Origin of the sequence: Sphingobacterium siyangense (genome assembly GCF_007830445.1) — a bacterium.
Classification (GTDB): Bacteria; Bacteroidota; Bacteroidia; order Sphingobacteriales; family Sphingobacteriaceae; genus Sphingobacterium; species Sphingobacterium siyangense.
Genome location: NZ_VLKR01000020.1, coordinates 1 through 16857 on the forward strand (window position 1 = coordinate 1; position 16857 = coordinate 16857).

Consider the following 16857-nt stretch of genomic DNA (forward strand, 5'->3'; position numbering starts at 1 on the left):
TTCCGGTTGGCAGAAGGCTGCCAGGGTGATCCAGGTGCCCCCTGCTGCTGCACACGGTTCAGCGGACTGTTTTCAAAAACGGTAACCGCATAGGGATTCGGCGTCTTCACCGCTGCCACATCCCAGCCTACCCCATCTTTGTAAAAATCCGACTGTGTCGATTTTGCTGAAGCCCGGAAACTACCATTGCCTGACTTCTCACCATAGGGCAGATATTTCGTCGACTCACGACCAAACCCGTCATATTCAATATGCTGGACGATATCTTTATACGTTGGACTGGCCATCAGCTGCACCGTTTGGCTAGGCCTTCCTAGACCATCAAAGTACTGGATACTCTGATTCTCATCTCCGATCGTACGCTGCGCATTCAATGTAGCAAGTGTAACACCTGGACTACGGAACGTTTTGGTCATTATATAATTCTGTCCGGCTGTAGGAGTACTCAAAAGATTCTGAAAGCCCACAATACTGATCGTAACAGTTTTGCCTGCCGCGGGGGCAGGGATATGAAAGCCATTCTGGAGTGTAATGCTCTTGAGGGCCTGGATATTGATCTGGTTGCTATAGGAATTCAGCGTGGTGTCCTGCGGGAGCCGCTGTCCCTGTACTGCAACAAACCCGAATAAGGATATCAGTGTTAAAAAGTTCTTTTTCATAATCGATTAGGCTTAGTTGGAACGGTAATGGTAATCAAAGGACCTATTTACATAGTTCAGGTGATCAAGAACCGCCTGCAAGCGCTGCATACCGTCGTAGGTATAGGTTTCCTTGATTCCTCGAGCATCCGTCTTACTGGTCATACCAACCAAGGGTTTATAGGTATACGTTGTCACCATCGCTTTAGCCAGTCTGGAATCACTGCGGAGCTTATCTGATGCTGCCTTGATCAGGCTCTCCATTGTCGCTTCAGTCTGACTAATGCTGTTCAGGTTGTCAATTGTAGCTTGGGTAAGCACAGACACAACTTCAGCATAGGTCGCATTCTTAATTTCAATAATTGGATATTGGCCACCGTAACCCCAAAGATAAACCGTGATAGCATCATCTAACTTTTTTAGCTCCTGGGGCTTACTATAATTGTTATAGGATATAATTTCATAATCTTTCGCATAACGACTATCTGAGGAGAAAGTAGATAATGTTCCGGTTGGCGGTTCAACTCCTAAAACACGATTACTAAATTTAAACAATGACAATGCAACAGGCTGGCTAAGCTTAAGTTTTGATACCGTTTGAAGTAAACTATTTGAATTATATATATTGATAATTCCTGCAACTACTTTTCCATCAATCGTAGACACTTTCTCAAGAAAAGGTGATCTTACATTTCTACTAATCAGATTATCAATCCATGCAACACCCGATAAATAATTAGCGGGATAAACAAATATATCCTTCCGATTTCTTCCATCACTGGTTGACAAGGTTTGACTTATCAATTGCTGATCATTATTATAACTATAGATCACGCTTTCTTCCAGGGGTGCCGTACCATCAAACGTTTCGGTTTGCTTACTCACCAATGTACTGCTACAGCCATAGAGACTGGAGGTTCCATAACTGAAATAGGAATCTAAACCACTAAAAGAATACACTCCATCATTTTCAGTTGACTCTCCCTCAAGAAATAGTCTAACTTTTAAACTGTTGTATGCAGGTGTTAATATCTGTTGATAATTATATGTTTCCCGTTTAACAGGAGTAAGAATTGAATTTTCATATTTAAAATCTGTTTTCTTAAGCAAATTAATCTCCTTTCCTAAATAGTTTGTACTTACAAAAAAATCCGGGAATTGACGTGGAGACGTTTCCAGCTCCATCGTTGAACACATCAGCCCATTAGAGCCCATGTAATTTGAGGAAAAAAATATCCTTCCCACCGATTTATAAGGAGCCCCACCCCCAAAAGTAGAAAACGAATACCGCTGAAATGTGCTGTACTCAAATTGTGTGGCACCTTTGTAGGATTGATTGACATAATAATTTTCGGTGACCTTGGAATATCTAACAGGAGATTCCTCATTGTAAACCTTTTGAAGATCTGAAGAAAGTTTATCATTAAATTGCATTGACCTACCTAACCATCTTTGCGTATAAGGAGGGCGTACAAATCCATAAACAGATTCTTTGACATAATATTGTTGGTTAGCAATGTCATATTCTATATGAGAACCTTCATAGGAATATACGATGGAATCCCGTAAATTACCTTCTCCATTAGATAGATATTTTAAGCGAATACCTATCCTCTTATTATCGTGGAGGGAACTTTCGTATCCCATCCTCAAAACACCTCCTGTTGGAAACTGGACAGTATTCAACGAAAATGCGATTGCGGAATCGTCAGTAACGGTTCTATCTCTATTATAGTCAGTCAATAAAGCATCCAGGCTGTTGGTAAACATATTTGTAAATGAGCCTGAAAAATCGCAATACAGGCTATACCAAAATCGTGGAATATTTGTTGAAGGAGGTACACTTCCATATAATAACTTATAATAGCCCCAATAATCAGGAATAGATGAAGCTATTATGCTCGCATATTCGCTTTCTCTATTATAACTGAGAATATAACCTTGACCTTGCTGAACTGAGTTACCATCAAATATTTTAGCCGTTTTTAAAAATGATCCATTTCGTCCCAATATCATTTTACGCAAAAGACTGCTTCTTTGAAATAAGCTAATATAGTCCAGTTTATAATCGCTAGAACTTATTCTCTTCAGCTCAATCTTGATATTATTCGATGTATTTATTTCTTTCAAATAATATGTACCATAATACGGGCTATTACTAAAGCCTGCCGATTTTGAGGAAGATTGATTATAACTCATGGATCTGTATGAAACATAGTTGCTCCTAATATTTTTCGGATAAACATTATATTTATCATAACTGAATCTAATAAAATTATTATTTAAATCTTCAATTCGATAGATCATCCACGAGGATTTCGACATACCAAACATCTCAGTCCCATTTACTTCTTCGATATATCTGTCTCCTGTAGAATTGTCTGTTCCAAAAAAATATTTGATACCAGTATCACTTATCACTTTAAAGCCTTTAATATCATTCGCAACTATATCAATCTCTATCTTATATAAGCGGCTACCGCTCATTACAATGGGCTGACGGCTAACTGGGTCAAGGATAAATTGTCCGCTACCCTCAGGAGTAATATAAGAAAAGATATCGTAATCAGCATCCCAGTTCTTTCTACCAAATTTTGATGGGTAAACCTGATTGCTATTGACAAAATTTGCCAAAAATCTATCTCGCAAAAGGTTATTGGTATATAGAACATTTAAAGAATCTTGAAATGACGAGAAAAATGTAGTAGACTCATCAGGAAACCCATTTATTTCGCGGCTAACCCTATAATTACTGGAAAGAATCCATCCCAGACCAATCTCACCGATCGATTCATCGTATTTTATTCCGTCAGTTTTATAATTTAGTCCTACACTTAGTTTAATATCGCCATTCTTTAAATCGGTGAAGGGAATAGAAATATCTACATTACCATAACTGTTAGAAGCAGGCAGACTATGGTACTGAATGAATTTTTCCGATGTTGGAGAAGGCGGCACAATAATATTTTGCGACCATCCTCTATTAAAAAAACATAATATAGCTACGGTAAAAGTGAAAACATTTTTTAACATACCTCTTTTCATATTCAAAGTGTTTCTTTTCATGGTTAATTTTGGCTTTTAAACAAAAAGAAACAAGTATTTTCAATGATTCTCTTTGTTCGACAACTTGAAAAATAATTATCTTTTTAAAGATAAAAAAACTTTCAAAATTATTAAATAGAAAAGTGTGAAAAATACATTTATTTATTAAGATCAATTGAATTGACACCTCCCTATCTATCCATATTTGACGAAAAAAGTCCCGTAGATAATTTTCGGATAGTATTAAAAAGTAAACGAATTTGTCTCCAAATCAAACGTGTTATTTTTATAAACAAAAAAAGCCATCCAAAAATTGGATGGCTTTCTTAACACCTTTGTATTAAAGCTTATTTGATAATATCACGTAAACCTAGACCTTTAATGATCGCACGGTAACGGTTGATATCTTTTTTGTAAAGATAAGCTAATAATGAACGACGTTTACCTACTAACATTTGTAGGGCACGTTGTGTACCGAAATCTTTTCTGTTTTTTTTCAAGTGCTCAGTTAAGTGAGCAATTCTCTTAGTGAATAAAGCAACTTGACCTTCAGTAGATCCTGTGTTTGTAGCTGATCCGCCAAATTCTGCGAAGATATCAGCTTTGTACTCTTTACTTAAATACATTTCCTGAATAATATTAAAGCGTTAAAAATTTTATTAATTGGCTGCAAAGATAGCAAAAATCTTCGGTTTCCAAAATAATTTAATAAGCAAAGGTTCAGCTACTACTAAACCTTTATGTAGATTTTCTTCTTGTCCAACCAATAGCAGATTACCCACATCAACGTTAAGAAACATAGCGAATAAACAAAAGAACCAACTTCTGGTATCCCAGGCACTTTCGCGCAAACATATTTATAAAACCAGGCAAAAGCGTCGAGGTATTTTTGTGTACCATCCTCTTTTACGCCATCAGGAATACGGAACAATCCCAAAAAGCGTGGTAGAATACCGCTCAATACAAAGATGAATAACGGATTTTTACCAAAAACATCAAAAAACTGTGTCAATTTATTTTTGACACCCTGCACTTCAATAAACCAGATCATACCACCGAGTGTCATGGTTGCCAAACCTGTTGTATAGAGCACATAGGAACTCGTCCATATTTTTTTATTGATCGGAAAACCCAAGGCCCATATCCAAGCCAATACGACCAAAATAAATCCGGTCACAAACATTCCCGCCAGCAATTTAAAATGAGGCTCACTTGAGGCCGGCACTTTCGTCCACAGCCAATCCACCTGACCTTGCTTTTTAATAAATACACCAACTAAATAGCCAAAGACGACCTGAACAATTGTCGGCAAGGTACTCATCAACCCTTCAGGATCAAATGGCACCCCCTCCCCTTTGTAAACATGCGGCAACCCTAGGATTGCTATATCATACTTTGTACCGAACCAGCCCTCCAAGCTATAGGGATCTGCTCCTCCGGCTATTGCACAGATTGCCCAATAGAACAACAGTATGATTGCCGAGATCCAGATAATCGTTTTTTCTTTAAAATAATAAGCTAAAATCGAAGCAAAACAATAAGCAACTGCGATGCGTTGGAGTACACCAAAAATCCGGATTCCTCGGCTCGGATCCGTTCCGTCCACCCATTGTTTAAAAACTAGCTCCGCACCATCCCATTTCACAAAAGGCCACCAATTGATGAAAAGGCCAATCGCAAAAATCAAGATGGTCCGTTTAATTACTTTTTGCCAAAATACTGCAGGTCCCGCCTCCTGTAAACGAGGTATAACAAAAGACATGGCATTACCTACTGCGAAAAGAAAAAAAGGAAAAACCAGGTCTGTAGGTGAACATCCATGCCATTCTGCATGTTTTAGCGGTGCAAACATATGAGCCCATGTACCCGGATTATTCACCATAATCATCAGTGCCACAGTAGCTCCACGAAATACATCCAAGGAGTAATAGCGTTGTTTCATAATCAGATTGTATAATTAAAAGGTAAATATAACGTATTTGCCCTTCATTTTTATGCGCAGTCCACAATTTAATGGCATAAACAGGAAGGTCAGACGACAAGATTGTTACAATAACAAACGTTTGCATGGGCTTATTAGTCAGAAAAGGGATACTTTTTAAACAATTTTAAAAAGTATTTTGAACTTACTTTTTTTTAATATATCTTTAACAAAAGTTTAACCAACTTTATGAATTGTACCAAATACCAATGGAAAAAGATATACTGAAGAACCTATATTTTGATTCAACCCTGTCCATAGCAGAGTTGGTAAAAAAGCTTTCGAAAAGTACGCCATCCATTACCAAGGTGATCAATCGTCTTTTGGAAGAAAAGATCATTGTTGAATGTGGATTTGCCGAATCTACTGGCGGAAGACGACCTATTCAATTTGCGCTCAACCCGTCCTTGGATTTTTATATATTAACGATCTCTTGTGACCAGCATTTTTCGACATGCACAATTACCGATTTAACTCAAAAGACAATATTAGAGCATAGGGATATACCGTTAGACTTAAATTCCGAAGAGTCTTCAGAGCTCCTTTTATCCGAAATTGACCGAATTTTAGCATCTTCAACGATTTCATTAGATCGGATTATAGGTATTGGAATTAGTATGCCTGGTTTTGTTAATTCAGAATTGGGCGTCAATGAATCCTATATCAATACGCATCCTTTGTATGAAATAAAAAGCAGGATTGAAAAAAAATATAAACTGACAACAATCATAGAGAATGATTCTCGCTGCATAGCCATTGCAGAGAAAGAATTTGGGGCTGCGAAATACATTGAGCACTCACTTATTATTAATCTAAACTGGGGAGTTGGATTAGGAATTATCATTAATGGAACTGTTTTTAAGGGCGAATCAGGTTTTGCTGGAGAATTTAGCCACATCCCTCTTTCCGACAACAACACCTTATGCTCCTGTGGTAAACGGGGATGCCTTGAAGTTGAAGCATCATTGGATGCTGCCATTCGAAGTACGGAGAACGATATTCAAAACAATGAGTATTCGATTTATAGTACGTTTGTAAAGAGTAATCTAAACAAAATCGATGCACTGATCGAAGCGACTCATGTTGGAGACCAAATTGCGATTAACAATATCGGAAAAATAGGTTACATGCTCGGCAAAGGCATATCAACGCTCATCCATATTCTTAATCCAAAACAAATCATTGTCAGCGGAAGAGGTGCAGAACTGGGGAGAATTCTGAATCCTCAAATACAAATTGCCATTAATGAATTTTGCATCCCTGAAATTGCAAAAACAACACAGATTCAAATGTCAGAATTGAACAAACATGCTCAAATAAAGGGTACTGCAGCTATCGTCGTGGAAAACCATATCAACAGAATCCTAACTAAATAATTATTTATAAATTAAACACTTAAAGATGAGTCTATTCTACAAAAAAACAGCTGGATTAGCTTTGTGCACACTTTTCAGTGCAACATCGCTATTTGCACAGCAAGGCATTTCTGGAACAGTTTCAGATGCCAAGGGGCCAATTGCAGGTGCTACTATTTCCGTAAAGGGAACAAATAGAGCGACCCAGTCGACTGCAAGTGGGGCATTTAATATACAAGCTGCACAAGGCGAAACATTACGTATTTCACTAATAGGCTATAAACCTCAGGAAATTGTGGTTGGAACAACTAAAACGATTAACGTATCCTTAACAAGCGATGAATCAACTTTGGGAGAAGTGGTCGTCACAGCAATGGGAGTTAAACGTGAAAAAAGAAGTCTTGGTTATTCATTTCAAGATATACAAGGTACTGCATTGACGGATGCCAGAGAAAACAACATAGCCAATGCACTAGCGGGCAAGGTTTCCAGTCTTCAGGTTGTTAAAGGTTCAAACGGACCTTCATCATCTTCGAAAATTATTCTTCGCGGATTCAATTCCATTACCGGAGACAACCAACCGTTAATTGTTGTCGATGGGGTGCCGATGGATAATTTTGCCGGCGCTAAAAACAATGATTTTTGGAATCCGTCAGCAGATATGGGAAGTGGGTTAGGAGACTTAAATCCGGAAGATATCGAGAGCATGTCTGTCTTGAAAGGCGGTGCTGCTTCTGCGCTTTATGGATCACGTGCCTCTAATGGGGTTATTTTAATTACAACCAAAAGCGGTAAAGCAAAAGATGGCGTAGGAATTTCCTATTCAACCATTACGGGAATCGAAAATATCTTTATGACGCCAAAATTACAGAGTGACTTCTCTCAGGGGGATGGCGGTGTCTACGGTAAATTAGCCACAGGATCTTGGGGAGAAAAAATAACTGGGCAGGAAGTTGAGTTATGGAATGGTACGAAAACAAATTTAAAGGCCTACGATAATATCGGTAATTTCTTTAAAACAGGATTCAATACAACCCAAAACATCAATTTTCAACAGGCTGTTTCCGATAAAGTCAATGTATATTCATCAGCGACTTATTTGCATGATAACAGCAAATCTCCCGGCCAAAAACTAAACCGCCTAAATTTAATTAATAGAGTAAATGCCAAATTTGGTCAGCGCAATCAGTGGACTACCGACGTAAAGGTACAATACATGCGCAATATGGCCTATAATCGTGCAGTTGGTGGTGTGAATGGTGGTAATTATTATTCACAGTTGTTAACTTTCCCAAGAAGTTTGGACATTACGCAATTTAAACCTGGAATGGATGAATTGGGTGTGAAACAAAGTTGGTATTTGGAAGATTCAGGAATTAACCCATATTGGGCGGCCAACAATAAATTAAGCCGTGATACCCGTGATCGTTATTTGATGAACGCTACTGTAAAGTATGATTTTAATGACTGGTTAAGTGCTGATGTACGTGTGGGTTCTGATAACTATTCGACAAAATACGAAGATAAAACATATACCGGATCTCATATAAACAATTCGTATGGTACAGGTACAGACAAGTTTTATGAGAACAATTATATCGCAAGTTTACAGGCAAGAAAAGACAATCTATTCGGTAAATGGGGTGGTAGTGCCGCAATTTATGGACAGATCATGGACCGTAGCCGTACTTCCTTAAGCGCTAGTGCGGGCAATTTAAGGGTACCTAATCTATTTACCATTGGTAACAATATTGGCAATCCTGGTATTACTGAAAGTATCAATAGAAAACAGATTAATTCGATTTATGGTAACATTGACATCAATTATGATAATATTTGGTATGTTAGTTTCACAGGAAGAAATGACTGGACATCGACTTTACACCCAAATCATAACAGTTATTTTTACCCTTCTGTAAGCACCTCATTTGTACTCTCCGACCTGATCAATAAATCTGGAAGTATGCCTTCTTGGTTCAACTTTGCAAAGGTGAGAGCATCTTATGCAAGAACAGGTCGCGACATGGACGCATACCAATTATATAATACTTATATCATTGGTAATGACCCTAATAATAATACAACTGCATCCAAACGAGATGTTCTTTATGATGAGAACGTAGTTAATGAACTTCAAAAATCAATTGAAGTAGGTTTAGAGACTAAATTTTTCAACAATCGAGTTGGTTTGGATTTAACATATTATAAAAACAACTCAACAAATCAATTGATTGATATCCCAATGAACAATCTATCTGGATACAGAGCTTTCAAAGCCAATGCAGGTAATATTCTTAACGAGGGATTTGAAATCACATTAAACGCCGATGTAATAAGAAAAGAGAATTTTAGATGGAATCTAAATGCCAATGTTTCTCGCAATTTCAATAAAATTCTTGAATTACACCCTGAATCCAAACGAATGACATTGGGCGGCTATGACAATTTCGCAATATATGCAGCTGAAAATCAAAGATATGGCGCTATATTCGGAACAAAATTCCTACGTGTTGAAGATGCAAACAGCCCTTATAATGGACAACTTATTCTAAGCGGTACAGGTTTACCACAAGCGAAATCTAATGAAGCAGAGCTTCTGGGTGATCAGACTGCACGTGCCCTTGCTGGTATCACCAACTCTTTCACTTTTAAAAACTTCGGATTAAGCTTTCAAATCGATGGCAGATTTGGCGGAAAATTCTTCTCAGGAACACAGCGCGCACTACAAGCTAGCGGTTCTTCTGCCGAAACAGTTGTTAACGGAAGTCGGGATAATTTTGTTGTTGATGGAGTTATCCTAAAAAATGGTGCATACGAAAAAAGTACAGTCGCAGTTACGCCACAAGATTACTGGACAACCGTATCTGGAGCTAGTGGCAACTTAGGTATTACTGAACAAAATTTATACAATGCAACCAATGTTAGGATTAGAAATTTGCAATTAAATTACTCTATCCCTAAAAGCGTTTTGAAATCATCCATTGTTAAAAATGCAAAAGTAGGGGTATCGGTCAATAATTTAGCCATGCTAAAGAGTTATGCAAATGGTGTAGATCCTGAATCTACCTATGCAATGAGCTCAAATGCTGTAGGATTTGAAAATCTATCTTTTCCGACATCTCGTTCTTATTTCTTAAACCTATCTATTGGCTTCTAATCTGAATTATCATGAAAAATACACTATCAAAAATAGCGCTGGCAATATTATTAGTAAGCACAGCCACCTCCTGTACAAAACTAGAGGATATCAATATAGATCAAACTGCTGCAAATGACCAGCAAGTTAAACCAGAATATTTTTTAAACAACTCTATTATTGGAGCTCAGCAAGATCCCGGATTGGCCGAACGTTTATTTATTTATTCGTGGAAAACCGCTGCCCACCAGCAATATTTTAACTTTATCAATATCGGGCAGCAAAGTGATGACTATAATTCCTTGTACTGGTCAAGTATCTCAGGCTGGTTGAATAACGCTAACGCAACCATCGAAATTGCAGAGAAGAAAACTCAAAATGGCACGGCTGCTGTTTACAACCAAAATATGATACAGGTTGCCAGAATATGGCGAGCATACTTGTTAAGTGAGTTAAGTGACAATTTTGGCCCAATACCTACCAAAGGATTTCAAGGAGTCAATCCTGAATTTGATGCTGTCAAAGACGTTTATTATTATCTGTTGACTGAATTAAAAGATGCTCAATCGAAAATCGATCCAGCTGTCAGCAATTCGGGTATCGAAAAATATGATGCCGCTTACGGTTTCAAATGGGACAATTGGATCCGCTATGCGAACTCAATGCGTATGCGTTTGGCAATGCGCTTATCAGAGGTTGATGCAACGAAAGCAAAAACCGAATTTGAGGATGCTGTTAAAACGAATAAATACATTGAAACAGCTGCACAAAACTTCGGCGTACAGGAAAAAGACGGTTGGGATCCACTAACGGGTGTAATGAGCCGTTCATGGAATACACAACTACTATCTGCTACATTAAACAATATATTTATTGGATTGGGTGGCATCAAAACTGCTGATCAGTTTACAGAAACCGAAGTTTTAAGCAAAATCAAGAACGAAGACGATTTTGGTATCCGTTATCTGGATAACTTCTCGACTATGTCAAATGACCCAAGCCAAGGTTATTACTTAGATGGGATTCCAAATAAAATGGATCCAAGAGCATACAAAGCTTTCTTTATTCCAGGTCATACATCCGACCCACAATATTGGACCAATGCTAGCAATCAGGATGCCCAAATCAAAAAACCAGACGGCACTACATTGAATTTTAAAACTTCATACACATGGAATGCGTTTACGTCAGGTACATGGGGAGCTAAATCGTCAAATATGGTGCTTAGAGCACAAAATGGTCGTATTCCAGGCATGATCAAAAAGTTCAGAACAAGCACACAAAAACGTTTATTCTTCGCTTCATGGGAAAGTTATTTTTTGATTGCCGAAGCGGCTTTGAGAGGTTGGAGCACTCCTATATCTGACAAAGTTGCCTATGAAAAAGGTATTTCAGAAAACTTTAACTACTGGGAAGTATCATCTTACCTCGGTCAATACTTAGCATCAGAAAACTACAACCGTGTGGGAACTTCAGTAAAATATGATCATACAACGGAGCCTGCTGCGACCTTCACTGTCAAGTACAAAGACGGTTATACTAATGCTACAGGAACTGCCGCAATCAAGTATCCTGAAAATACGATCTATAAAAATGGAGCAATCAAGAACGATAAGTTGACAAAAATTATCACGCAAAAATATATTGCCTCATTTCCATACTTATGCCTTGAGGCATGGAATGACCAACGTCGTTTAGGCCTTCCTTTCTTTGAAAATCCTGCTGTCGAAACGGCCATCGCAACAATGCCACAATTGACAAGTGCAAATTACACAAAAAACCAAGTAGATTTCTTTCCACAAAGAACGAGCTATCCTTCATCATTTAGAAATGCTGATCAGGCAAATTATGATAAAGCGGTATCCTTATTAGGTGGATCAGATGGCGTATTTACACCCCTATGGTGGGCTAAACAAAAATAATTTTTTTATAACACTAGAAAAGCCGGCCTTGAGCCGGCTTTTCTAGTTTATCACAATATTGATCAGTATATTTGTTACAATTACACTTATTATTAATTCAAAAGAAGCATCCAATTCCCTTAAAAATAAAGAATCTATCAAATTCTTTTTAAATTTTTTAAAAAGAATTTGGAACTTAAAATAAAGTATCTATATCTTTATATATAAACTAAAAACAAACACAGAAAAACTCAATTGCCGCACACCTAAATTAAGTAGAGCAATTGAGCTAAAAACCAACTACCAATGATATTAAAAAAGTATAATATCATTATTGAAAACATTAAAAACCAAATGATTACTCATTAATGAAGCTTAAGTAGAAATGGTCCTAGAGATTTTAAGGAATTTGTATTATCGGCCTATGCAACCGATTGCAGACATCGCGAACTCACTTTCACGAAGTATACCTTCTGTCACCAAACAAATCAACGAACTTCTTTCAAAGAATATCGTAGTTGAGAAAGGTTATGCTGCATCGACAGGCGGAAGAAAGGCTATGCAGTATATGATTAATGAAGATTTAAGCTATACAATCGCCAGCCTATCTATCGATCAATTCTATACAGCAATTACCTTATCAAACCTTAAAGGGGATATTATCTCATCGCTAGAAAATCTTCCGGTTGATCTTCGAGATTCTGATGCAGCAAACGTACTATTAAAAACCGTAGATCGCTTTTTTTCTACAAATAATATTGATTTAAAACAGGTTATCGGCATAGGGATTAGCATGCCGGGCTTTGTCAATTCAGAAACAGGGTTAAATGAATCCTACAACAGTGATTCCCCCTTATATAATATAAAGGAACTCATCGAACAAAAGTTTAACGTGCCTGCAGTAATTGACAACGATTCACGCTGTGTCGCCTGGGCTGAGAAAAAATTTGGAAATGCACAAGATTCCTCGCACTCCCTTGTCATTAATCTTAATTGGGGAGTAGGTTTGGGTATTCTTATTAATGACGACATCTTTAAAGGAACTTCTGGTTTTGCCGGTGAGTTCAGCCACATCCCTCTTTCAGACGAATTAACACTATGCTCTTGCGGTAAGAGAGGGTGCTTAGAAGTGGAAGCTTCTGTGAGCGCTGCCATCCGAAATATTGAAAAGGATATAAAGAACGGCGAATACTCTATATATGAAAAACTTGTAGAAGAATATGACAACAAAGCTGAAGCTCTTATTGAATCCGTTCACATTGGTGATCAGATAGCCATCAATAATATCGGAAAAATTGGGTACTTATTAGGTAAAGGAATATCAACGTTGATACATATTCTCAATCCGAACAAAATTATCATCAGTGGTCGTGGAGCGGAAATCGGTTATATCCTTGCGCCTCATATCCAAGTTGCAGTAAATGAATACAGCATTCCTAAAATATCGAAGAAAACAAGCATTGAGATCTCCGACCTGCACAAAAGAGCGCAGCAACTCGGCACAACAGCATTAGTCATAGAAAAATACATCACAAACATTATTAACTAACGTTTTACACAAATACCTAAAACATGAGTCTATTTTACAAAAAAACTGCAGGATTAGCGTTATGTACACTATTTAGTGCTACATCACTCTACGCGCAGCAAAGCATTACTGGAACAGTTTCAGATGCTAATGGACCTATTTCTGGCGCTACGGTTACCGTAAAAGGGACAACTAGAGGCACACAAACAGCAGCAAACGGGTCATTTACACTACAAGCTTCTAAAGGAGAGACATTACGAATATCCATTATTGGATACAAATCACAAGATATCGCAGTTGGCTCGACTAAAACGATTAATGTAACCTTAACTTCTGATGCCTCTGCACTGGATGAAGTTGTCGTCACAGCGATGGGTATCAAACGGGATTCCAAAGCACTAGGATATGCAGTAAGCACGATCAAAGCGGAAGAACTTACCAAAGCAGGAAATACCAACTTTGGTTCTGCGCTATATGGTAAAGTTGCCGGTCTAAAAATTACAACTGCACCAGGTGGAGCTTCCAGTGCCGTAAACGTTCAAATCCGGGGTATTAACTCCCTAAATTATCAACGTCAACCGCTCTATGTTGTAGATGGTGTCATCATCCGTAATGATGAACAATACGGAACTAAAGGAGCCAATAACAACAACTATTGGGATGATCAACGTATCCGTGGTAATGGTATGTTAGATATTAATCCCGCGGATATTGAAAGTATGTCTGTATTAAAAGGATCTGCAGCAAGTGCGTTGTACGGATCAGATGCGGCAAGTGGTGTTATCGTAATTACAACAAAAAAAGGGATTAAAGGCCGAGGATTAGGCATTGATTTTAATTACAATGGTTCTATCGAACGTGCCGCATTTTTACCAAAATTCCAAAATATCTATGGACCTGGTTATGATGCAGCGACCAATCTCGCGAATGGTGCTACCGAAGAGGGATGGATCGCTGATGCGAATTCACCATCAGGAAGACGTCCATACTTTCGTTCATATGGTAACTTTGGTCCAAAATTTACTGGCGAAGAGGTAAGCTGGTGGGATGGTACGACCAAGAAATACGAAGCGCGCGAAAACAACTTTAAAGATATCTTCGATACTGGTTATAATTCGAACATTAACTTTGCGATTTCCAATCAAACAGACAAAGTCAACTATCGTCTGAGCGGTACGCGCATGGATTACAAAAGTACCAGTCCGGGTTCAAAACAAAGCAGAAATACCTTCAACCTAAATAGTACGGTGAAGATGCATGAGAAATTATCATTGGATCTCGTAGCGAACTATACAAACACAAAAACACATAATCGTTCGGCATTACTCGGACAAGTCCTAGGATCCTATGGAGGTTTCTTTAGCCGTACGGAAGATATGTCTGTATTAAAAGAAAAATATCAAACTTCCGATGGGTACAAGTATTCGGCCTTCGGTACGGGACGCGACGAAGATTTCAAATATACCATTCGACCATACAATTTGTTGGATTATTTCTGGTCCCAATATAAAAACAGTTATGACGAAACAGAAAACCGTTTATTAACGAGTGCTACCTTAAATTGGGAAGTCGTAAATCACCTTAAATTGAGAGGCCGTATCGGTAATGATTTCACTTCAGCTGCTATTACAAACAAACAATATAACGAGTATGCAACCCGTTATAATTCCACAACCAACAGCTCAGGAGGATTCAGTACATCAAAGGGACTGTACTCTATATTGTATGGTGATGTATTAGCAACTTATGCCAACAAAATAAATAGCGATTGGGATTACAGTGTAAGTGCTGGTTTCCAATCTAGGGAAGAGAACTATGACGATCAATCGTCTACTACACAAAGCGGACTCGTAAAAGAGAACTGGTTTAGTATCAGCAATAGCTATGCACCAGCAACCACAACAAATGAGCGTAAGAAAAAAATAAAATATGCCTATTTCGGGATGGCCAATATTGGTTATAAGGGATTTGCTTATTTAGATGGTACATATCGCTCGGAATATTCCTCAACCATGCCTCCTGGCAACAACAACTACAAATACGGTTCAGTTAGCGGAAGTTTTATTTTTAGTGATGCTTTGGGGCTAAAGTCTGAAAAATTCAACTTTGGCAAATTGCGTGTTTCTTACGGTATTGTCGGAAATGATGCTGGAATTTATGTCGCAAATGTGGCGAACAGTCAAAATGCAATTGGTACAATCAATGGGTCAGTACCTTCTTTGACTTACAGCGGTAGCTATGGAAATTTAGAGCTAATGCCAGAAATGAAATATGAATGGGAATATGGTTTAGAATTGAAATTCCTAAAAAACAGATTAGGGTTAGATATCAGCTACTATGACAACTACATTGACGATCAAATTTTAAATCTAACAACTGAAGCATCTGCGGGTGCAACTTCCCAATGGACAAATGTGGGTCGTATCTCCAATAATGGTCTCGAAGTGTCATTAACAGCAACACCTATCCAACATGAGAATTTTAGCTGGAATACCCGTCTAAACTATTCATTCAATAGAACAATGGTGGATAAATTAAATACTGGCGGAGACGAGTTAGTTTTTTATAGTGCGGATGAGAATTCCTTAAAAGTCGTGGCCGAAGTCGGCAAGAAATTAGGGAATATTTACGCCTATGATATAGCTAAAGATGAACAGGGGAATAATTTAATTTCCGATGAAGGTTATTATGTCATTGATAAAACAAAGTACAAATATGTAGGAAATATATTACCAAAAGCAATTGGTGGTATGACCAATACATTCAACTATAAGAACTTTTCATTGGATTTCACGGTAGATTATCGTCTCGGTGGTAAAATGGTGTCTGAAAATCAAAAATACGCCATGGGAACTGGTGCGTATGAAAATACTTTGGAATACAGAGAAACGGGTGTTACCTTGGATGGTGTAAATGAGAAAACCGGAGCTAAAAATAATGTACACCTAAGCGCAGCAGAATATTACATGAATACCTTTGCTTGGGGAGCGGATTCATGGACCGAGAAAGGCGCGGTATATGATAACTCTTTTGTCAAAATGCGGGAACTATCCGTTAGTTACCGAATTCCATCTTCTGTAACACAAAAGCTCAAATTAAATAATGTAAGAGTATCCTTATTGGGCCGAAATCTATTTTACTTCTACAGAACTCTTAAAAATATTGACCCAGAATCACCAGTTGGAAACCAATGGTGGTCACAAGGGGTAGATGTTGGTTCTAATACTGCAACAAGAAGTTTTGGATTTTCATTGAATGCTAATTTTTAACCGT

The 16857-nt window shown here is 37.9% G+C and carries 9 protein-coding genes; 5 read left to right on the forward strand and 4 right to left on the reverse strand.

Going from position 1 to position 16857, the window contains the following annotated elements; translation table 11 throughout:
* From IQ31_RS17225 to IQ31_RS17240, 4 genes are all read right to left on the reverse strand, one after another.
* Positions 1-659 (reverse strand): DUF6443 domain-containing protein (locus tag IQ31_RS17225; protein WP_244294517.1); only part of this gene is annotated, 659 nt, incomplete at its 3' end.
* Between the two features lie 12 nt (positions 660-671).
* Positions 672-3704, reverse strand: coding sequence for a hypothetical protein (locus tag IQ31_RS17230; RefSeq protein ID WP_145328845.1), 3033 nt, complete (start codon positions 3702-3704; stop codon positions 672-674).
* Positions 3705-4030: 326 nt separating this feature from the next.
* Entirely contained in the window at positions 4031-4309 is a 279-nt protein-coding gene (gene rpsO, locus IQ31_RS17235; protein ID WP_145328847.1) for a 30S ribosomal protein S15, read from the reverse strand.
* A gap of 104 nt (positions 4310-4413) precedes the next feature.
* The gene (locus tag IQ31_RS17240; protein WP_145328849.1) at positions 4414-5625 is read right to left on the reverse strand and encodes an acyltransferase family protein; all 1212 of its coding nucleotides are present in this window, start codon (positions 5623-5625) and stop codon (positions 4414-4416) included.
* Between the two features lie 248 nt (positions 5626-5873).
* On the opposite strand from IQ31_RS17240, the gene IQ31_RS17245 reads away from it, so the two are divergent.
* The 5 genes from IQ31_RS17245 (at position 5874) to IQ31_RS17265 (ending at position 16853) form a co-directional block, all read left to right on the forward strand.
* Positions 5874-7040 (forward strand): ROK family protein, encoded by a 1167-nt coding sequence (locus IQ31_RS17245; protein ID WP_145328851.1) that lies wholly within the window; start codon positions 5874-5876, stop codon positions 7038-7040.
* A 25-nt stretch (positions 7041-7065) separates the two neighbouring features.
* Positions 7066-10176: a SusC/RagA family TonB-linked outer membrane protein gene (locus tag IQ31_RS17250; RefSeq protein WP_145328853.1), complete on the forward strand. Its 3111-nt coding sequence runs from the start codon at positions 7066-7068 to the stop codon at positions 10174-10176.
* Between the two features lie 11 nt (positions 10177-10187).
* The gene (locus IQ31_RS17255) at positions 10188-12077 is read left to right on the forward strand and encodes a SusD/RagB family nutrient-binding outer membrane lipoprotein (RefSeq protein ID WP_145328855.1); all 1890 of its coding nucleotides are present in this window, start codon (positions 10188-10190) and stop codon (positions 12075-12077) included.
* Between the two features lie 364 nt (positions 12078-12441).
* On the forward strand, positions 12442-13605 hold the full coding sequence (locus tag IQ31_RS17260) for an ROK family transcriptional regulator (RefSeq protein ID WP_145328857.1): 1164 nt from the start codon (positions 12442-12444) through the stop codon (positions 13603-13605).
* A 23-nt stretch (positions 13606-13628) separates the two neighbouring features.
* Positions 13629-16853 carry a SusC/RagA family TonB-linked outer membrane protein gene (locus tag IQ31_RS17265; RefSeq protein ID WP_145328859.1) on the forward strand — a complete coding sequence of 1075 codons (3225 nt, stop codon included), beginning with the start codon at positions 13629-13631 and terminating at the stop codon, positions 16851-16853.
* Positions 16854-16857: the final 4 nt, after the last annotated feature.